Genomic DNA, 21475 nt, shown 5'->3' with positions numbered 1-21475 from the left:
ACTACTCGTCTTTCGTATTGGGATTGCAAATATACGCACCCTTTTCTCATTTTACCAAACACTTTTTACAATTATTTTACATTTAATCCTTAACTCACTGAACCAAAACAAAATATTTTTTTAAAAAAGTTTAGAGGATGTTAGTTTGGATGGAGTTTTGGGCGTTTGGGGTGATAAATTGGAGGGAAAAGTGAGACTATTATATAAATGATGTGTTCCTGAAACGAGTTCAGGTGGACAAAAAGAATAATTATTCTATATATAAAAGATATATTAATATTTGAGATTCTTCACTGCGTTCTGAATGACAATGGATGCTGTAGGGTTAAAAAAATCGGTCATGAATTTCTTCATGACCGATTTGTGTTCTATCTATATTAAATGTTAATCTTGGTTTTCGCCTTTTTTATCTGTTTTATTAAGATCTGTATTCCAAATTTTAATTTTATCTGCTTTATTCAAACCAGATTTTACTTGTACATTAACTCCATCTGTAATTCCTAATGTAATGTACTTTTTTTCGTATTTAGCATCTTGACCTGTTCCCGATTTTAATAACTCTACATAAGGTTTCGAGTTTTCATCATAACGAACGTGCGCCGATTTTACTAACAATACATTTTTAGCTTCTTGCGTTACAACCTCAGCATTTGCAGAATAACCTGCACGAATAAAATTATCAGAATCTAACTGAACTGGGGCTTTTATCTCAAACTGCACTACTCCATTGCTTGCAACACCTTGTGGCGAAATAAAATCTAGAATTGCAACAAATGTTTTATTAGGTATTGCACCTATCGAAACATTAATTTTCATTCCTTCTTTTAGCTTTCCAACTTCGGCTTCGTCAACTTTTCCTTCAAAAATCATTTTCTTTACATCGGCCATTGTAGCAATGGTTGTTCCTGTAGAAAAGTTATTAATCTCTTGCACCATATTACCAACTTCTACTGGAATATCTAAAATCATACCCGATGTTGTTGCTAAAATACGCGTTGTTGCAAAAGCTTCTAAACCTGGCGCTACACCAGTTTGCGCAACTTTATAATCATTTTGAGCAGCTTTTAATTGTTGCTGAGCAGATTTATATGTTGCATTTGCATTATCATAATCAGCTTTTGGCAATACACCTTGATGATACAATGTACTTGTACGATTAAAATTACGTTGTTCTTGATCTACTGTAATTTTTGCTGCATTAATTGCTTGTTGTGCAGCATTTAATGACTGTACATTTGGCACAACTTTTAACTCGACAATTAATTGTCCTTTTTCTACATATTGTCCTTCCGAAACGTTAATCGATTTTATAACACCTGAAATATTTGGCTTAATCTCAATTGTTTCCAAAGGTTTTACTTCTCCCGTCGCAACCGCTTTTACCTCAATATTTCCCATAAAAGGCGATGTTGTGTCGTAAGTTTCGTTTGTTTGACTATTTTTTTTACCGAAGTAAAATATGATACCGATAACAGCCGCTATAAAAACAACAATCAATAAAATTTTTAGAACTTTTTTCATTCTATTCGTATTAGTTTAGTTTTAGTTATTCTTCTCTAAGTGCATCAATCGGTTTTATTTGAATGGCGCGTTGTGCGGGAATCAATCCTGCTAAAGTTGCCATTACCACCATTATTACCAAAGCTGAAAATAAGGTAAATAAATCAATAGATGCGTTATATAAAGGTATATTTTTATTTCCTGGAATAATAATTTCATTGAGAACCATTAAAAGTAATCCTGCAAAAACAATTCCGCCCAAACCAGCAATTAAAGTCAATACAACAGATTCTAATAAAATTTGTCCTCGAATTTGAGCAGGAACCGCGCCTAAAGCACGTCGAATTCCAAATTCTTTTGTTCGTTCGGAAACCGTAATCAATAAAATACTTGCAATTGCAATTACACCCGAAAATAGTGTCATTGCTCCTACTACAACTGCCAGAAATTGCATTCCTTTTACAAACTTCATTATTTTACCTAACATTTCGCCAAGATTAAATCCACCAATGGCTTGATCGTCATCGGGCGCAATATTCTTAAGTTGTTTGATGTATGTTTTTAACTCTTTTTCGAAATCAGAAATATTGTATTGATTTGGTAAACTCAAACATAAATATTGAATGATTTCGCCTTGATTATATACTTTTTGAAATGTTGTAAATGGAATAAAAACTTGATCTTTACTTTCTACAGGTGACGAAGGCGTATCGTAAACACCGACAATTGTGTAATAACTATCGCTGATTCGGATTTGTTTACCAAGCGGATGCGGATTACTTCCAAAATATTGTTCGGCGACTTCAATACCAATCACACAAACTTTTGTTTCGTCTTTTATATCATCTTCATTAATAAAACGTCCTTGCACAATATCTTTTCCAAACATTCGGTTTTGATCTGGATAATCACCATTAACCGAATAAAAATTATATTTTGATCCGTATGCTATAATTGAATTTGGTTTAGAGTTTCGAGGCGCCATCAATGATATTTGAGGAAAGCGCGCTTTTATTTGTCGAACATCACTCATTTTTAATTCAATTGTGCGCCCTTTCTGAAAACCTTCGTAAGGCACAGATGTTGTTCCGCCCCAAACAAAAAGTGAATTGGTTGCTGCGTCTGCCAAATTACGATCGAAACCATTTTGCAAACCACGCGTTACACCCAATAAAAGCACAAATAAAAACATACCCCAAGCCACACCAATCATCGTCAAAACAGTACGTAACTTATTTTTACGAATTGCGGAGTAAACTTCGCTCCAAGCGTCGGGGTCAAATATAAATTTTACAAGGTTCATTATTCGTCTCTTAAAGCGTCAATAGGTTTTATTCGGGCTGCATTTAGTGCGGGTATAAATCCAGAAACTGTGCCGGCTACAAATAATATAACGCAAGCTGTAATTAATGAATTGGTTTCTACACCTGGATTATAAATAAAATAATCTTCTAAACTATCACCAATATTTTCTACAACCAATGCAGCTAATGCAATACCAACTGCGCCAAAAATTATGGTAATTAGAATAGATTCTTGTAAAATAAGACTCAAAACACTCCACGGTGTTGCGCCCAAAGCTTTTCTAATTCCAATTTCTTTGGTACGTTCTTTTACACTAAACACCATAATATTACCGATACTTACGATCCCAGCAATTAAACTTCCTCCACCAATTATAAAAACTATAATTGTCAAGATCAAGAAAAATTGATTGGTATCTTCCATTGCTTCGGCTGCATTACGTACGTACAACCCACCATAATCATCAGGCGAAACATTGTGTCGGCCTTTCATATTAACATCTATTGCATCGGCTAATTTCGAAATATCAGGCAAACTAATTCCATCTTTTGGTGTAATAATAATTGACGAAACTTTATCTGTTGCATAAACGGTTCTGAATGTAGAAAATGGTGCATACAATGCTCTATCTGCATTATCGCCACCATCTGCACTTTCAAAAACACCTACAATTTGATACATACTTTTACCAATTTGCAAATATTTACCAATCGCAACTTGATTTGGAAAAAAATCTTGCGCCACCAATCGTCCTACAACAACAGATTTTGCTTGATTATCCATATCTTTTTTATTAATAAATCGTCCCAAAGAGATTTCTTCATTAATCATACTTTCATATTCTGGATAAACTCCGGTTATCGAATAACTTCCAGAATTTGATGCATTTCTTATTGTATCTGATTTTGCAATTGTAGCAATTACATATTTTATTTGATCTGGAAAACTATTTTTGATAAAGTTATAGTCTTTTACATCTAACTCAATTGTTCGTCCTTGCTTAAAACCTTTATAAGGCTCTGTTGTTGTACCGCCACTTACAGAAATATTAAGTGAATTTGATTTGAAAAACTGTTTCTGAAAACCATTTTGCAAACCATTTCCCAATCCATATAATGTAATAAATACAAAAAGCGCCAAAGCAATCGTCAATCCCGAAAGCGATGTTCTTAATTTATTACTCGAAATGGACGACCAAATTTCTCGCCAACGATCTACATCAAACATATTATTAATTACGATTATTCAATTACGAAATACAAAATTGACTTCTATTTATTTTTAAACTCTTACTTGTTCTACCTTTTCATCACTCACAATAACACCATCTTTTAAACGAATAATTCGTTTACACATTTTGGCAATATCATCTTCGTGCGTTACCATTACAATTGTTTTGCCTTCGTCATTAATTTCCTGAATCAAATGCATTACTTCTTGCGATGTTGTTGTATCCAAGGCTCCCGTAGGTTCATCGGCCAATAATAATTTTGGTTTTGCGGCCAACGCGCGCGCAATTGCAACACGTTGTTTTTGTCCACCAGAAAGTTCATTCGGCATATGCGTAGCCCAAGGCTCCAACCCTACTCGTTCCAGATAACTTAATGCAATTTTATTTCGGTCAGATCGTTTTACTTTTTGATAATACAAAGGCAAAGCAACATTTTCTAACACATTTTTAAAACCAATTAAATTGTACGACTGAAAAATAAATCCTAAAAATTTATTACGGTAATTCGCCGCTTTTGTTTCGTTTAGTTTCTCAATTCTTACATTATCTAATTCATAAACACCCGTATCGTGTTCATCTAACATTCCAATAATATTCAATAACGTTGATTTTCCCGAACCCGAAGATCCCATAATCGCAACAAATTCGCCTTCTGCTATTTCAAGGTTAATTCCTTTCAAAACATGAAGTTTGTTTTTACCCATTGTATACGATTTATTTAAATCTCGAATTGATATCATTTCTTGTCAAAATTTTACTAAAGATAATAATAAGTAGAAACTTTTAGAAAAATGTTACAAATAAACTTTTAAACGTCTAAAATTCATGATTTATTCAAAACTTCTCCCATCATATTCTGAATTATTATTAAATCATTTTCAGTAGTGAGCCAATTTACAAATGCAGCTCTAATTCCTTTTTTATTATTGTAAACAGTAGCCGTCATAAAAACTTTTCCTGTAGCGTTTAACTTTTGCAAAAAATCACCCACTTTCTCTTGATTTACTTCGCCTGATAAAGTGAAACAAACTGTGTTCAAGCAAACAGGGGCTAAAAGCTCAAAATTTTGATTTTTCTCGATAAATTTACCAAAATCAGCAGCTAATTGAATAGAGTTTTCTACAATATCTTGGTACCCTATTTTACCATAAGCTTTTAAAGTAAACCAAACCGGAAGAGCTTTAAGTCGTCTTGAGTTTTCAGGTAAAAAATTCAGGTAATTAAACGCTTCAAGGGGATCGCCCAAGTATGGTGCATTCGAATTTTGAAACGTTTCTATTTGCTCTAATTTATATTTTTTATCAATAAAGAAAAATGCATTCTCATAAGGAACATTTAACCATTTATGACCATCAATTGTAATGCTATCTGCATGTTCCCAACCATTCAAGACATCTTTATGACGTGGTGAACATGCTGCAAAAGCCCCAAAAGCAGCATCAATATGCCACCAAAAATTATACTTCTTCTTTAGCTCATTAATAAATATAAAATCATCGAAATCTACAGTATTTACAGTCCCTGCACTAGAAATTAGAATAAAGGGTTCACCATTTAATTGATCAATTTCTTCTTGCAATGACTTAGGATCAAGAGCTTCTCTATTCGTTTTTGTTTTTATTTTTATTAGATTTCTGCTACCTAAACCAAGCATGGAAAGAGATTTTAAACTTGAAGAATGAGGAGTTGCACTTAAAATATTGATAGCTGACTGCACACCTTCTTTCGCTATATCATATCCTTTTAACTTACCAATCCATTGGCGAGCAACTGCTAAACACGTAAAATTTGACATAGTTGCTCCAGTCACAAATCCTCCTAAAAAATTGGATGGTAAATTAAACAAATCAAGTAATAATTGAATCGTTTCAAGCTCTATATTTGCGGATAAATCTCCTTGCCCCTTTACAGCTTGTGTATTCTGATCGTAAACCGTAGCCAACCAATCTCCCATAATAGATGCGGGAGTTGCACCACCAGTCACATACCCTAAATAACGTGGTCCTGTTGAGCTATTAATCATATTTCCAAATCGTTCTTTGAAGAGCTTTAACGCTTCTTTTCCACTAATTCCTTCAGCGTTTAATTTTGCTTTTTCACAATTTTCAAAAACTGGTGTTGTCGGAATCTCATTAATTTTAGCTAAAAACGCTAAGGCTTCTTGCTGAGTTAAATTCAATAATTCTTCAATTTGAATTAAATCATGTTGTAGTGTAGAATTCATTTTAAAAATATTTTAGTTTATAATAAATTTATTTCTTTTTTCTAATTGGGATGATTAATTTTTACAAGTCAAACCAGCTACAACCAATAATAAAGCAATTGATACTATAATCACTAATCCATATGCAGTTGATAAATTTTGGAGTACATAAAATGGCAAATGATTTGATTGGAAATAAATTCCAACGACAATTGCTATCCCCAAACAAATTGAGATTTGTTGAACTGTAAGATATATTGCCGAACCAACGCCTATTAAATTTTTCGGGATGTCTTTTAGTGCAGATGTCATTAACAAAGGCAATACTGTTCCGCATCCTAAACCGTAAAAGAAAAATAGTACATGTATGTAATACAAGTTTAAATGATCATGATTAAGCAATAAAAGATGAAAAAATAATCCTATAATCATGATTGAGAGTCCGATTAACAAGACATTCTTAGCATGATTCTGAACATATTTACCGACAATTAAACTAGCTAAAACATAGCCAATACCTTGATAAAAGAATGCAATACCAGTAGTGGTTGGACTTAAATGTTTGAAATTTTGCAGATAATTGGCATTTACAATAAAATAGGCATCTTGAACCATATAATAAGCTAATGCTGCGAATAAACCGAAATTGAATACCTTATTTTTAAACAATTTAAAATTAATTAAAGCAGATTGAGTCTTATCACTTTGTTCCTTCTCATTTTTTAAGAATAGAATAATTAAAATTACAAATACAATTAATAAACCAATACACCAAAACGGCAAATCTAATTCTGGTCCAATAATTAACGGATAAATCAAACCAATTAGCAAAATAAAAACCTGAATCATTGGTAAAAAAGACAATTTCACTTTCTCTACAATTTCACTTTTCGAAATTTTTAGTTGAGCAATCAAGACTGCTACACAACCTAAGGGAATATTAATCAGAAATATTAATCGCCAGCTTTCATTTAATAGCGTTATATCAGGTAATAATCCACCCAAAAGTTGTCCTAAAACAGAGGCTACTCCAGCAATACTTCCATAAATTCCCAAGGCTACAGCTTTTTTTTCTTCTTTTTCAAAAAGTTGAATAATCAAGGTCAATCCTTGCGGAACCATGAATCCTGAACTAATCCCTTGTAAAAATCTTCCAATCAATAAAATATAGAAATTAGTAGACAATCCACAAACTAAAGATGCAAATGTAAAACCCAATATCCCCATGACATACAATTTTTTATAACCAAAAAAAGCACCTGCTTTACCTGCATTAATCAACACACTTGTGTAACCAATAATATATAAAATGATGATCCATTGCGATTGATGGTTATTTAGTGATAGTGTTTTCTGAATTGTAGGTAGCGAAACATTGATGATAAATAAATCAATAACAAATAAAAAAATCCCAATAGATAAAATAAAAACGGTAAAAATCTCTTTTATTTTTAAGCTCATAATTAATAGTTTAGTACATTTAACATGTGAAATTAGGTGAATGAGAAACACCGAACAAGTAGTTAAAAATTAAATACTTAGTATCTAATTCTGTACTATTAGTGATAATTAGAGCGTTATGAGTGAAAAAAAAATAAAAAAATATGAAAGTTGTTGTGATGTAAATGGAATATTCAAAATTATTGGTGGAAAATGGAAAGTTTTAATCATCAAATCAATTGCGAATGAATGTCCAAAAAGGTTCGGTGAATTAAAGCGTGAAATGGACGAAATAGCACAAACAACATTAACTATACAACTTCGTGAATTAGAAAATGATGGAATTATCTGCAGAAAAATTTATGCTGAATCTCCTCCGCGTGTGGAATATAAACTAAGTGATATTGGTAAAACCTTATTACCTATCATTGAGCTTTTAGATGATTGGTGGATAGATTATAAGTATAAAAGTATTGAAATGAAAAAATAATTATAATTTTAAACAGGATCTACATCAATATCGATGCGAACCGAGCGAAAAGCAGAAATTGTATGCAATTGCTCTATTTTTTGACGAATTAAATCTTTTACTTTTTGAGGCGATTGATTTGGTCTAATTTTTATCATTACATCTGCAATGTATAAATTATTAATTCGACCAATTGACGGCGCTTCTGGACCTAAAAGACAACGCGACTCAAAACTCGCTTTTAATAAAGTAACCAATTGTTCGGCAGTTTTATCTAAACGTTCTTTATTTTTATGTTTAAATCGAAGGTTGATTAAACGCGTAAATGGCGGATAAAGAAATTCTTTGCGCTCGTACAAAATATCTTTCATCGTTGGCGCGTAACTATATGTTGTTACATTTTGCAAAATTTGATGCTCTGCCTGAAAAGATTGAATCAATACTTTTCCTTGTTCTTGGCGGCGACCTGCTCTACCAGAAACTTGCGTTAACAATTGAAATGCTTTTTCGTGTGCACGAAAATCAGGAAAATTAAGCAATGAATCTGCTCGAATAACACCGACAAAATTTACATTTCCAAAATCAAAACCTTTGGTTATCATTTGCGTACCAATTAAAATATCAATTTCATGGTTTTCAAAATCCTCAATCAATTTTTCATAAGCAAATTTACCGCGCATCGCGTCAACATCCATTCTTCGGACTTTTGCTTCAGGAAAAATAGCTTGTACTTGATGTTCTATTTGTTCCGTTCCAATTCCTTTTGTATTCAATTCATGTGAACCACAACTAGGGCAACGTATAGGTTTTGCTTGCACATAACCACAGTAGTGACATTTTAATTGATTCGAAAATTTATGATACGTTAAACTGACATCGCAATTTGGACATTCGGGTGTATGACCGCATGTATTACATTCCATAATTGGCGCATAACCGCGACGATTCTGAAATAAAATAACTTGTTTTTTATCTTTTAATTGCTCTACGATTTCATCACGAAGAATGTGCGAAATATCGTCTGTAATTTCTTTTTCTTTTTGCGCTTTCTTTAAATCAACAATCTTAATTTCCGGTAATTTTATATTTCCAAAACGCTCATTTAATTCAACATAACCGTATTTCTGATTAATTGCATTGTAATAACTTTCGGCAGATGGCGTCGCAGAACCTAACAAAACCTTAGCATTCATCAAGCCTCCCAACAACATTGCCATATCGCGTGCATGGAAAAACGGTTTTACATCCATCTGTTTATAAGACGATTCGTGTTCTTCGTCAACGATAATCATTCCCAAATTATCAAACGGAAGATATAACGCCGTGCGCGGACCAATAATTATATCAAAATCACCATTTAAAGTTTTTTGCCACAATTCTACGCGCTCATTTTGGTTAAATTTTGAATGATAAACTCCAACTTTATCTCCAAAATGTTTTTTAATTCGATGAACAATTTGAGTTGTTACCGAAATTTCTGGCAACAAATACAACACTTTATTTCCTTTCGCGATAACTTGTTCCATCAATTTTAGATAAATTTCTGTTTTTCCACTTGATGTTACACCATGCAAAAGAACGGTTGATTTATCGACAAATTGAGTTTTAATCTGCGTTAAAGCTTCATTTTGTTTTAAGGTTAATTGAGAAATCTCTGAAGTTTCTTCTTCTTTGCCTTCGACACGAGAAGTTTGAAATTGATAAATTTCTACAGCTCCTTTTTCTGCCAACGATTTTAGCACTGCATTTGTTGCGCCTTGTTTTACAAAATCAGCCACTTTTAAGGGTTTTCCTTGTAACTGAGTTTCCAAAGTAATCAATTGCAATAATGTTTCGCGCTGTTTTGGTGCTTTATTTAATTGATCTAAAATTGCAATAAAAGCTTGATCGTTTCCTTTTAAATCTGGATGAATTTTGACATAATTATCAATTTTTGGGGTATATTTTTCGCTTAGTTTTTCATCTAAACAAATAATTCCTTTATCAATTAATAATTTAAGTGTCGGAATTGCAGATTTTTCATCTACAATTAAAGCAGCTTCTTCTACCGAAATAATTTGGCGCAGTTTTAAAGCTTCAAAAACCAAAAATTCGTAATCATTTAATTCATCAATCGCAGAAAATTCTGCATTAATTAATCGTACAAATGTTTGAGATTCTAATTTTAAAGCGGATGGAAAAGCATTTCTGAAAACATCGCCCAATGAACACATGTAGTAATTTGACATCCATTCCCAAAATTTAATTTGAGTTTGCGTAACCAAAGGTTCATTATCCAAAAAAGCGTGAATTGCTTTTGTTTTGTATAATTCTGGTTTATTTTGATGAATAGAATGGACAACGCCCGTGTATAATTTTTGCGTCCCAAACGGAACCGCCACACGTTGACCAACCTTAATTTGCTGTAAATCTTCTTCGTACAAATGATATGTAAAAGTGCCATCTAAAGAAAGCGGTAAAATAATTTCAGCAAAATAAGTTGTGTTCATTTTCTTGTAATCTGATGGCAAGTTAAGAAAAGTTTTTCACTAAAATAAAGCTTCAAAATGTGATAAATTTTATTCTATTATCTAAGAGATTCTTCATTTCATTTCGCTTCGCTCTATTCTGAATGACAAATGCTGATATTTTAAAAACAAAAAAACTCCTTCAATAATTGAAGGAGTTTTTTTTTATATGATTTGTAAAAATCTACTTATTTTGATTTTTTACGACGTTCTAATTCTTTTTCTATCAACATCAATTCGCGACCAGTTTGTCCTGCAACAGATGTATTTTCTTGTGCACGACGAATTAAATAAGGCATTACTTCTTTAATTGGTCCGTAAGGTAAATATTTTGCAATATTGTAACCTAAATGTGCCAAATTGAATGAAATATTATCACTCATTCCAAATAATTGACCAAACCAAAAGTTAGGATTTCCTTTCTCAATTCCGTTTTCGTCCATTAATTTGATTAACAATTCGCAACTTTCTTCGTTATGCGAACCTGCGAATAAACCAAAACGCTCGTGATGAGCTGCAATAAATTCTATCGCTAAATTATAATCTTTGTCCGAAGACTCTTTATTTGGTTGTATTGGCGATGGATAACCTTCTGCCTGCGCACGCGCACGTTCTTTTTCCATGTAAGCACCACGCACAATTTTGAAACCTAAATGGTAACCTTCGCGTTCTGCTTTTGCATACATTTCTTTTAAATACGCTAAACGATCGTGGCGATACATTTGCAAAGTATTCCAAACCAATGCACGTTTTGTATTGTATTTTGCCATCATTTCATCAGTCAAATCATCAGCAGAACCTTGCATCCAAGTTTCTTCTGCATCAATCATAATGTTGACATCTAAATCGTATCCTTTTTGACAAACTGCTTCAAAACGTTGGCGAACATTTGCCCAAGATGTTTTTTCGGCAGCTGTTAATTCTTGATTTTTTCCAACTTTCTCAAATAATTCAATTCGACCAAAAGCTGTTGGTTTAAATACTACGAATGGAATTGATGGATTTGCTTTTGCTAAATCAACCAAATGCAACATAACATCGCGAACTTCATCAAATTGTTTTTCTTCTGTCAAACCTTCAATCGAATAATCTAAGATTGAACTTACATGATATTTATACAATTGATTTGCGACAACAACACCTTGTTCGGCAGTTTCTCCTCCTACAAATTGTTTGTAAATTGTTTCTCGAATAATTGGTTTTACAAATGGTAAATCTACCATAAAAGGTATATTAAACATTTTTACACCTAATTTAGTTAATGCGGGGCTTCCGATTAATTTGTATAAGTAATATGCTTTCTTTAAATCTTTATCAGATTTTGATTCGAAAGCAAACTGAGTATTGTCGAATAATGACATGTGAGTTAATTTATTTTTTTGTGTTACAAAACGCTACAAATTTAAGACTAAAAGCTTATTAAATGAAAAAAACCTACAAGAAATTCTTGTAGGTTTTTAATATATTGCGATGCAATAATAGAATTTAAATTAAACTTAAAAAGTATAATTCTTGGTTTTCTATTATTATCCTCTTTTTGCGTATTTTGTTTTAAATTTATCGATACGACCTGCTGTATCAACTAATTTAGTTTTTCCTGTGTAAAAAGGGTGAGATGTAGAAGAAATCTCCATTTTGATTAATGGGAACTCTACTCCGTCAATTACTAATGTGTCTTTTGTATCAGCACAAGATTTAGTAATAAAAACGTCTTCGTTAGACATATCTTTAAATGCTACTAAACGATAATTTGTTGGGTGGATATCTTTTTTCATTTTTTTAAAATCTTCTTTGTTAACTTTATTGGTGTGCAAAGATAATATTATTTGAGAATGTTACAATACTTTTTTATAAAAATTGTTGTTCTAAATAACACGTTAAGTAAATCTAATTTCGAGTGTAATGGACTTCTTAAAATTAAATCTACATTTCTTATACACGATTTTCGAGTGCAAATATAATCAATTTAGTAATTTGCGCAACTATTTTAAATAAATTCTATCCATAAATTTATAACCTCTTATCTTTATTATATGAACAATAAAATCTTTCTTTTTTAGTTTTCTTTAATATAATGAATGATTATTTTATGAATGTAAAAATATTTATCGTTGGATTAGGAATCGCCTCATTAATTGGTTTTCAGTCATGTCGCGAAGATTTTGACTACGATCCGATTTCATCCGATTTAAATTATAGTAAAGATACCGTTTCTCTTGATACGGTATATAATTTCTCAAAATCAGAAACTTACGTTTTAAAAGTATATAATCCGGATAATGACGATCGCGTTATTCCAAAAATATATTTAACACGTGGCGAATCTTCATTTTTTAAGATTAATGTAGACGGAAAAGCTGGTTCTACTTTTGAAAATGTGCCCATTCGTAAAAAAGATAGTTTATTTATTTTTGTAGAAGTTAGTGCAAAAGATGCGCCTATTAATCCGTTATACGATGACGAAATTAATTTTGAAACAACAAATTCTACAAAGAAAATTAAATTAATTTCTTGGATAGAAAAAGCTAAAATACATGCAAAAGATGCTACAATTTCGTCTGAAAATTGGAATGTAAATGAAGCGCAAGTAATTGATGGAAACTTGACAGTTACTAACGATTTAACGATTGAAAAAGGAACGAAAGTTTATTTTAAGAAAGGTGCGAGTTTAACCATTGCGAATAATGCAAAACTAACAGTAAACGGCGCATTAAATGAGGAAGTTAAATTTCGTTCGGCTCGTCATGACAACAAATATGACTCGATTCCTGATCAGTGGAATAAGATAGAATTAGCGCCAAATAGTACATCAAAAATTAATTATGCGAAAATTATTGGAGCAAATACTGGTTTACATGTCAATAATGCTAAATTAGAAATTAGTAATGCGAAAATTGTCAACAATCAATCGTATGGTATTTTGGCTACAAATGCCCAAATAAAAGGATATAACTTGGTAATGAACAACAGTAATTTGGCTAGTTTAGCGATAGAATTGGGTGGTAGTTACGAATTTTATCACTCTACATTTGCCAATTATTTTAATTTCTCGACGTCAGTTGGTCCTGCTTATTCTTTATATTTAAGTAATTTGGATAACGATAAAAATACGGCAGCTTTAACAAAAGCAACTTTCGGAAACTGTATTTTTTATAACGAACGTACACCAAATGCAATTGTTTTTGATAAAAATGATGCTGTACAATTCAATTATTTATTTGATACAAATATTATTCACAACGCAGATACATCAAAATTAAATGTAACTTCTGCAACAGGTTTCTTAAATAACATTACGCTAGATCCTTTGTTTGAGAATACAAATTACGATGCAAATAAACTTTGGGTAAAAGAAACATCGCCAGCAAAAAAAGCCGGTAAATTGACTTTTGCTCAACAATATCCGTTAGATTATAACGGCGTTCAACGCGGAACAATGCCTACAATTGGAGCTTTTCAATAAAAATATTTAAATACAAGATAAATAAAAAAGGTGCGAAATATTTCGCACCTTTTTTTAGTTTATTATACGTTGAGTTAAAAAAACACCTAAATCCGATTACATTTTTCTCGTACCAAAACGGCTACAACACCTAAAATTAATACATCGTCATCTTCTTTTATTTGTACACAATCGTTGTATTTTGGGTTTAGTGCAACTAATTTATTATTTAATTTATCAAATCGTTTCAGTGTATAATCTGTTTTATTTACTGACACAATAATATCATCATTATGCATCGGCGTTAAATCTGTTCGAATGATTAATACATCATTTTTTTGATAATACGGATGCATCGAATCTCCTCCTACTACAATCAAAAAAGTAGATTCGGGATGCGGAAATACTTGAGTTTTGTTTTGAAGTCTTCGAAATGGGTTAGAAAAAAATAATTCTGTCCCAATCTCTCTCGTATTGGGTTCTAGTATAATCTTGTGCATTATGCATTCCAAATCTCTTTGGAGAAAAACAATTATTCCAGGTTATTTTCTTATTTTATGTTTTTTTATAATGAGATACAACATTTATCGACTTAGCAAAAGTGACGATTTTTAACACAAATGTTGATGCAAATAATCAACTTTGATAAACTACAAATGTGTCTACAAAGAACTGAACTCCTACTTTTACCAACCAGCGGTTTTCTGTTCCTACTCTTCCCATTTGTTTGGTTTTCTAAAATCAGTCGGTTTAAAGTTTCGGTCAATAAAATTATATTTTAAATCATAAGTTACTGATTGATTGTCCTTAAATTCAAACCTAAAGAATTGTCCGTCTGTTTCTACAGATTTTATTTCATATTTATGATTTCTTCCTTTATTTAGATCGGGTCCCCAGTATGTATTATTAGCGCTAAAAATGACCTTGTATTTTGATTTGAAGTTCTCGTCTGTTTGTTTTGATTTTTTAAGCTCTGTCCATAAATAAAAACTTTCAGACTTTTCAAGAGGTAATATCAGACTGCCCTTTTTAAATGTAAAATAATGAAGCTTTGGATAAAAGGGTTCATCTAACGGTAAACTGTCAAGTTTAATAGTGTTATGAATATTTGAGATTGGATCATAAGCCCATAGCAACTCATTTGTGCCTGCCATTCCATAATCGTGAATTGTCTTGACTATTTTTCCATTCTGAATATATGTCGTTGTCAACGATTGGTCATCAGAATAACTAACAGAATAATTGTCTTGAAGTTTTAAAGGGTTTGCTCGTCTGAATTTATTGAAGATGTAATTTATTCTCTTGTTCTCAAGATTACCTGAATAAAAGCCAAGCGATTCAACAAAGCCTTCTCCTTGAAATAAAACACTTCCTTCTTTTGAAATTGAAATATCAATTATTTGGCAAGTACCATAACACCCAGAACTTGAATATATAATTTGATCAAAGTCAGGTAAGGTATCAAGATTGTAGTTAAGTTTCTTATATTGAACAGTTATTGTATCGTTAATTGCAAGTTTTAACGTATCATTTTTTATGCTTACAAATCTCCATTTAAACTCCCAGTTATCGGTTATAGGGTTTTTGATAATGATATTGTCTTTTTCTGTTTTATAAGGAACAAGATTTCCTAAATACAAAATTGTTCTTTTACCTGTTATATCATCTCTATCTTCTTTGTAAAAACCTTTAGAAAACTCAATGCTATCGGCAAAAATTGTCATTTCTTCAGGCATATAAAATAAGGGTATTGAGAGAATTTCATTTGTTGAGTCATTTTCAATGATCATAACCCATTCACCAGAAATATTTTCCCTTAACAGCTTGTCCTCCTTTATTCGGTCAGCTCTTGAATTGCAACCTAATAGTAAGGTTGTCAAAATTGAAAGTAGTATAATGGTTTGTGTCGTCATTAAAATAGATGGTCACGTTAAAACTATTAGCGAATAATGAACTAAAATGACTAAAAATTCAATTTAGGACATAATTGAATCAATATTTTTATAATGTAACTAATTTATAAAAAATATGTGAAGTTGAAAAAATAAAAAAAGTACACTCATTTCTAATTTTCAGATTGTTTCTTTGTAAAATTACAGATAATGTTTCGCAGATTTGAGATGTATTGAGTTTCGAATCCAAATATTTCAACTAAAATACAAGTTTTAATCGAAGTACAAAACGTGAATTAAAAACTTTCTGCCCACTATTGCAAAACCCATGTTATGCCTAGTGCTATTTAAGGTACGCAAATGATTGTGGTGCTTTTATTCCATATTTTTCACTTATATCAATACTAGTTTTATACTTTTTTACATTTTTTATTGCAATAGCATAACCTTTTTGTTTAGTTTCAAAATATTCGTCAAAAAAATCTTTATCAACTTCCGCTTTTTCTTTTACAGTTTTCCATAGCTCATCTAATTCTAAATGAATTATGTTGTCAATTTGAAATTCTCCAATTATTTTTGAAATTGGAGCTGAAGCATAAATTAAAACCGTCTTAATTTCTGAGTTTTTGAATATGGTTTTTCTTAATTCGTAAGTTTTCTTTCCTTCTAAAATTTTAAGTGCGTACTTTGGTTTAATCGACAATATAACTTTCATTTGCTCTAGCTTCTCTCATTAATTCAACAAATTTACTATTTTCAATTGGTTCAAAACCTCTTGGTGCTGAATTTATAATATTTAGTTCTCTAAGTCTATTTAAATTTACTTTTGGGGTTGGAAAAGAATCTACATATAAGAAATTGACAATAAAAGGTCTGTTATTTGGTGTCCAATTCCAATACTTTTTTAACTCCGCATCACTAAAGACACTTCTTTTTCTGCATAAATCAATGAATTTTTCTTCTGATGGAATATTATCAATTATACTTTCTACAATTCCTATTGTAGAAACAACACCTTGATAATTTCCACCAGTTCTATAAAATATGATTAAATCACCAGGATTTAAATTTCTATTAAAAGATCTAGAAATGTAAACTTTTTTTAAAGCATTTCTGTGTGGTTCATTTTCTATAAAATTTCTTGGTGATTCATTATTTAAAATTGAATCTGGAAATAATTCGGTATGATATTCAGGATAAATTGGAACAATAAATTTATTCACATTTCTATAAACGAATGGAAACGATTTTTGAGGGTTTGCATTAACACTTTTATTAAAGTCTCTCACAAACACTTGTTCAATAGCATTTTTAGTTTCTTTAGTTCCCCAATGAACAAATCCCCATTCCTCTAATAATGAAATTAAACGTTGCTGTTCTTCTCTTTTATCAAAAATAGTAACATATAATTCTTCAACATTATTTCGTAATGCATTATCAAAAATAATTTTAAGAAATCGTTCTCCAAGTTTGTAGCCTGTAGATTCAACTTTGAATGTTCCGATTTTCAATCTTTTTTTTGGTTGAAAAACAGGAGTTATATCATTGTAATTTTCTGAATTTGAATCTTCTACTTTTAAATAAAGAAATGCTTTAACTTCTCCGTTAGTTTCGCAGATGTAAGATATATTGTCTGATTTTTTATTGAACCACCATTCAAACTCTTGATAATCTTCTAAAAATGAAGAAAAGAAATTATCTTTTAGATTTATGTTACCAAAAAAATCTTTTTTAACAGATAGAACTTTATAATCGGATAACTCAGGATTTTCAAAAGATACTTTTTCAATAAATGAATCAATTTTAAATACTTTTTCACTTATCCCTAAAAATTTTGCTTTTCTATGAATTCCTTTATCTTCTGTTATTAGATAATCAACCCGATTATTTAATAATTCTTTTAAGATTGCAGTATCATTAAAATCATTTTGAATTTTATCTAATGAATTTAAATGTAATATTTGAGAAGTATCTTGTGAAAGTGTTCGCAATACATTGTAATTTACTATCTTAATTTTCATAGTATTCACAACTTCTTCATCTTGATATGAATTAATTTCTTCAACTGTAGCAGGATGAATACATTTTTCATAATGAAGTTTGTCAAGCCAATGAAAAAGTAAGCCAATATCTTGATTATAAACTTTACTTGCTTCTCTATGGATAATTATATTAGTGTCTAGTAGTATTCTCATCAATAAATTCAATTAATGTTTCTTGGTTATAGTCAGAACTTTGAATTTCCAATAATGGCAAATTTAATTTTCGGCTAATTTCTTTGGCATATTCTACTTCCATGTTTTGAAAGTATTTTATTTGTTCCAAATCATAATCTTTACCATCACGAATTTCAAGTCTTTGTTTTATAATTTTAGTATCTTCAAAAACAATTAGTATTTTAGATAGATTTAAATCTTCAAAAGTTTTAAACGGAACTCTTTCACTTTCTCCATTTTTATTTAATAAGCAATAATGACCATCTAATAAATATCGTTTGTCTTTATCAACAATCTTTTTAAGATTTACAATTAATAAATCTTGTGTTTCGTTAATGTCTTGTACAAGCTTATTGTCAATTGCACTTATATCTTTCCATTTCAAAACATCACTTGCAGTTAAATGAACAATATTTATATTAGATTTTATTATTTGACAAATATGACCTTTTCCAACTCCATGAACTCCCCCAATGAATATAATGTTTTTCACGTTGTTTGTTTTAGCATTAGGCATAACGTTTTGGGGCTTTGCGATGGTGGGCGTTTCGAAGCCGAAACTTTCAACTAAAATACAATTTTCTACCGAAGTACAAAACGTGAATTTAAAACTTTCTGCCCACTATTGCAAAACCCATGTTAGCGGCAGTACTTACTTTCTTTTTGATATTATTCGTCTGCTACTTGGTTCGATTTCTTTGGTTAAGATTTCTTTTATATCTTCTTTCAATTTTATATAATCTATGTCTTTTTTGTAGGTGTATTGATAATATGAACCGCTTACTGTTGCTTCGTCAGTTTCAATTTGTCTTTCTAACAAATAATCAAATTTTGTGTCTTTGTTATCTTGATGATACATTAAAACGTGAAACCTGAATAATTGGTCTTTGTCAGTTCCATCTTCATTTGTACTATATACATAATAAACAACTTTCGTAAAACTGCCCGAGAATCTATCGTCTGGTAATTCTGGATACCATTCATATCCCCAAATATTTTTATCTTTTAGTTTGAAAAAGTCATAATTAAAATATCCGTCAATTCCTTTTGGTAATGTTTTGTCTTTATAACCTTGATATAATTTTTCCTTGTACTTTTTAGCATTTTCAATTTGTCCTAACCCAAAATAGGAAACAATAATATTTTTATTCATCCATGGTTCTTTTTCTGAGAATTTTTCATCAAAATATTGTTTGTTTTCTTGGATAGTTTGTAATGCTTCTAAGCCATATTTAAGAGAATTCGAGTAATCTTCTTTTTTACGATATTCACTTTCTATTTCGGATGCTGTAGCCACATAATACCAAACAACATAATTATAAAGACTATCTTTTGTAGCGACTTGAGGTTTTAATTCTTTGAGTAAACTATAAGCCCCTTTAATATCGTCAGCTTTTAATAATTTTTGGGCTTGAATATATTTTTCATTGACATTTGTTTGCCCAAAAGTCAATATTGAGATTGTAAGGCTAATAAATAATATAAATATTTTCTTCATTAATAGTCTATTTAGTACGGTCTTGTTGTATTGCCGCTAACGTTTCGGGGCTTTGCGATGGTGGGCATTTTGAAGCCGAAACTTTCAACTAAAATATAAATTTTATTCGAAGCATAAAACGTGAATTGAAAACTTTCTGCCCACTATTGCAAAACCCTTGTTAGTGGCTGGCTTTTTGTTCATCTAAATCAAATTTTATTATTTCAATACTTTCTTTTTTCTTAATTATAAGCGTTGCAACTTTCCAATTATCACTTTCTCCATTGCTAAATTTCATTTTCTCAATTCCTTTCTCTCCAAATATAAAGTACCCTTTTTCATCAAGTTCTTTTAATAATTCATTGAGTTGAAAACCCATTTGCACTTTGTCGTAAGCTTCAACCATTCCGCTTATATCGCCGTAATCAGATAGCTCTTGGAAAACACTTCCAATATATTTTGCGTCTTCTTCATTTTCAATTTCATCATAGTCATTTCTATAACCGTGGCAATCAGAAATAATATTCAATAATTCTTTCCCCGATGTTATTCGTGTTAAAAATTTAGGCTTATTTTCTTTCTCTTTATTTATTGCATTATTGATAGTTGTTTTAACCCAATTTTCGTGGTTTAACTTCATATAACGAAGTAAATCTTCTGTATAAGTTTCAGTTAATTCGTCAATTTCTTTATGGTGATTTCTACAAAGCAGAATTAAATTTCCAAAATCATCGTAATCTTTAAGATTTTCTTTATATCGTGGTCCATTTAATTTACCACTAATTATGTGACATTCTTCTCCAATATTAAATTCATCTTTATTTTTCTCATTGTTAAATAATTCTATTTTACAGATAGAACATCTATTGCCTGATTTTGCCCAAAGATTTTTTCTTGTTTTGTCTGTAATTGCCATTCTTTCAGGGTTTTCGGTAAGCTTGCCACTAACGGTTCGAGGCTTGGCGTTAGTGACGGAAATTGAAGCAACAAGTTTCAATTTAGCGACACAGTAAGCAAAAGCCAATTTATTGAATAAATTTAAGAAAAAAGTCAATATAATTGGCTTTTTGCGGAATAGAAAGCCGAAACTTTATTTTTAGCCTTAATCCGCCATTGCGCCAAACCTTTGTTAACTGCTGTTTTATTTTTTGTCTTTTGGTGTTTTTCTTAATTCCAATAATTCTGATTTTTCATATGCCATTCTCATGGTTCTTCTATTACTAATGAAACCGTAATCAGTCCACATAATTTCTGCGCCATCTTCAATATCTTCGTAAATTGGTAACAAATCCCCAACGCCAACAAAAATCCATTGCATTTCAACCTTGTCTGTGTTAGTAAATATATATTCACCTTCTTTACCAATTTTTACAGCTTTATCATAAGCTTCTTCTAATGAATTAGCTTTAATAATAACGTTGTTCCCCCATGTTGTAACTCTTCTTAAATCATTTGTTTCATCACGATTTACTGGTTCCAATTTTTCAATGATTTCTGCAATAAACCAATTGTTTTTATTTGATATTATTTCTTTTAAACTCATCTTATTTATTTATGCAGATTTTAAAAATAGCAGTTAACGTTCCTAGGCTTGGCGATGGCGGGCAAACCGAAGCCAAAACCTTCAACTAAAATACAAATTTCAACCGAAGCACAAAACGTGAACTGATAACTTTCTGCCCGCTATTGCCAAACCTATGTTGAACTAAACCTCCGGTAGCTTTTCCGTTATAAACCATATATTTAGGATATTTAAAATTCAAAATTATGGTAACTAAAAAAAATCTCCGGAG

Annotated in this window: 19 protein-coding genes; 2 read left to right on the top strand and 17 right to left on the bottom strand. The window is 30.9% G+C overall.

Going from position 1 to position 21475, the window contains the following annotated elements; all coding sequences use genetic code 11:
- Positions 1–384: 384 nt before the first annotated feature.
- From BM072_RS14830 to BM072_RS14805, 6 genes are all read right to left on the bottom strand, one after another.
- Positions 385–1521: an efflux RND transporter periplasmic adaptor subunit gene (locus tag BM072_RS14830; protein ID WP_092910445.1), complete on the bottom strand. Its 1137-nt coding sequence runs from the start codon at positions 1519–1521 to the stop codon at positions 385–387.
- 25 nt (positions 1522–1546) lie between these two features.
- The gene (locus BM072_RS14825) at positions 1547–2803 is read right to left on the bottom strand and encodes an ABC transporter permease (RefSeq protein ID WP_092910442.1); all 1257 of its coding nucleotides are present in this window, start codon (positions 2801–2803) and stop codon (positions 1547–1549) included.
- Complete coding sequence (locus BM072_RS14820; RefSeq protein ID WP_092910440.1) at positions 2803–4032, bottom strand: ABC transporter permease; 1230 nt, start codon at positions 4030–4032, stop codon at positions 2803–2805. The genes BM072_RS14825 and BM072_RS14820 overlap by 1 nt, the downstream gene beginning before the upstream one ends.
- Before the next feature lie 54 nt (positions 4033–4086).
- Complete coding sequence (locus BM072_RS14815) at positions 4087–4776, bottom strand: ABC transporter ATP-binding protein (RefSeq protein WP_092910437.1); 690 nt, start codon at positions 4774–4776, stop codon at positions 4087–4089.
- Between the two features lie 83 nt (positions 4777–4859).
- Positions 4860–6260: a pyridoxal phosphate-dependent decarboxylase family protein gene (locus BM072_RS14810; RefSeq protein ID WP_092910434.1), complete on the bottom strand. Its 1401-nt coding sequence runs from the start codon at positions 6258–6260 to the stop codon at positions 4860–4862.
- A gap of 54 nt (positions 6261–6314) precedes the next feature.
- Positions 6315–7700: an MFS transporter gene (locus BM072_RS14805; protein WP_092910431.1), complete on the bottom strand. Its 1386-nt coding sequence runs from the start codon at positions 7698–7700 to the stop codon at positions 6315–6317.
- A 118-nt stretch (positions 7701–7818) separates the two neighbouring features.
- Between BM072_RS14805 and BM072_RS14800 the strand changes: the two genes are divergently transcribed.
- Complete coding sequence (locus tag BM072_RS14800) at positions 7819–8169, top strand: winged helix-turn-helix transcriptional regulator (RefSeq protein ID WP_092910428.1); 351 nt, start codon at positions 7819–7821, stop codon at positions 8167–8169.
- A gap of 8 nt (positions 8170–8177) precedes the next feature.
- Here the strand turns inward: BM072_RS14800 and priA are convergent, their stop codons facing one another.
- From priA to BM072_RS14785, 3 genes are all read right to left on the bottom strand, one after another.
- Positions 8178–10637 carry a replication restart helicase PriA gene (gene priA, locus BM072_RS14795; RefSeq protein WP_092910425.1) on the bottom strand — a complete coding sequence of 820 codons (2460 nt, stop codon included), beginning with the start codon at positions 10635–10637 and terminating at the stop codon, positions 8178–8180.
- 206 nt (positions 10638–10843) lie between these two features.
- Positions 10844–12016 carry a proline dehydrogenase family protein gene (locus BM072_RS14790; RefSeq protein WP_092910422.1) on the bottom strand — a complete coding sequence of 391 codons (1173 nt, stop codon included), beginning with the start codon at positions 12014–12016 and terminating at the stop codon, positions 10844–10846.
- 165 nt (positions 12017–12181) lie between these two features.
- Positions 12182–12430, bottom strand: coding sequence for a type B 50S ribosomal protein L31 (locus BM072_RS14785; RefSeq protein ID WP_092910419.1), 249 nt, complete (start codon positions 12428–12430; stop codon positions 12182–12184).
- A gap of 299 nt (positions 12431–12729) precedes the next feature.
- Here BM072_RS14785 and BM072_RS14780 point away from each other — a divergent pair, with 299 nt between their 5' ends.
- Positions 12730–14118, top strand: coding sequence for a hypothetical protein (locus BM072_RS14780; protein WP_245752225.1), 1389 nt, complete (start codon positions 12730–12732; stop codon positions 14116–14118).
- A gap of 86 nt (positions 14119–14204) precedes the next feature.
- On the opposite strand, the gene BM072_RS14775 is transcribed toward BM072_RS14780, so the two are convergent.
- The 8 genes from BM072_RS14775 to BM072_RS14740 all read right to left on the bottom strand — a co-directional run bounded on the left by BM072_RS14775 (position 14205) and on the right by BM072_RS14740 (position 21225).
- A complete protein-coding gene (locus BM072_RS14775; RefSeq protein WP_092910416.1) occupies positions 14205–14597 on the bottom strand; it encodes a LexA family protein in 393 nt (130 codons plus the stop codon).
- A gap of 210 nt (positions 14598–14807) precedes the next feature.
- The gene (locus BM072_RS14770; RefSeq protein ID WP_092910413.1) at positions 14808–16010 is read right to left on the bottom strand and encodes a DUF6438 domain-containing protein; all 1203 of its coding nucleotides are present in this window, start codon (positions 16008–16010) and stop codon (positions 14808–14810) included.
- Positions 16011–16332: 322 nt separating this feature from the next.
- Positions 16333–16704 carry an ASCH domain-containing protein gene (locus BM072_RS14765; RefSeq protein WP_092910410.1) on the bottom strand — a complete coding sequence of 124 codons (372 nt, stop codon included), beginning with the start codon at positions 16702–16704 and terminating at the stop codon, positions 16333–16335.
- Positions 16682–18184 carry a hypothetical protein gene (locus tag BM072_RS14760; RefSeq protein WP_092910406.1) on the bottom strand — a complete coding sequence of 501 codons (1503 nt, stop codon included), beginning with the start codon at positions 18182–18184 and terminating at the stop codon, positions 16682–16684. The genes BM072_RS14765 and BM072_RS14760 overlap by 23 nt, the downstream gene beginning before the upstream one ends.
- On the bottom strand, positions 18162–18698 hold the full coding sequence (locus BM072_RS14755; protein WP_177190328.1) for an ATP-binding protein: 537 nt from the start codon (positions 18696–18698) through the stop codon (positions 18162–18164). Before BM072_RS14755 ends, BM072_RS14760 begins: the two co-directional genes overlap by 23 nt.
- Before the next feature lie 159 nt (positions 18699–18857).
- Positions 18858–19703 carry a hypothetical protein gene (locus BM072_RS14750; RefSeq protein ID WP_143080493.1) on the bottom strand — a complete coding sequence of 282 codons (846 nt, stop codon included), beginning with the start codon at positions 19701–19703 and terminating at the stop codon, positions 18858–18860.
- 160 nt (positions 19704–19863) lie between these two features.
- On the bottom strand, positions 19864–20736 hold the full coding sequence (locus tag BM072_RS14745; RefSeq protein ID WP_143080492.1) for an HNH endonuclease: 873 nt from the start codon (positions 20734–20736) through the stop codon (positions 19864–19866).
- Between the two features lie 87 nt (positions 20737–20823).
- The gene (locus tag BM072_RS14740; protein WP_092910394.1) at positions 20824–21225 is read right to left on the bottom strand and encodes a DUF4288 domain-containing protein; all 402 of its coding nucleotides are present in this window, start codon (positions 21223–21225) and stop codon (positions 20824–20826) included.
- Positions 21226–21475: the final 250 nt, after the last annotated feature.

This window comes from Algoriella xinjiangensis (assembly GCF_900115015.1).
Taxonomy (GTDB): Bacteria; Bacteroidota; Bacteroidia; order Flavobacteriales; family Weeksellaceae; genus Empedobacter; species Empedobacter xinjiangensis.
This window is presented reverse-complemented; position numbering and strand designations above follow the sequence as displayed.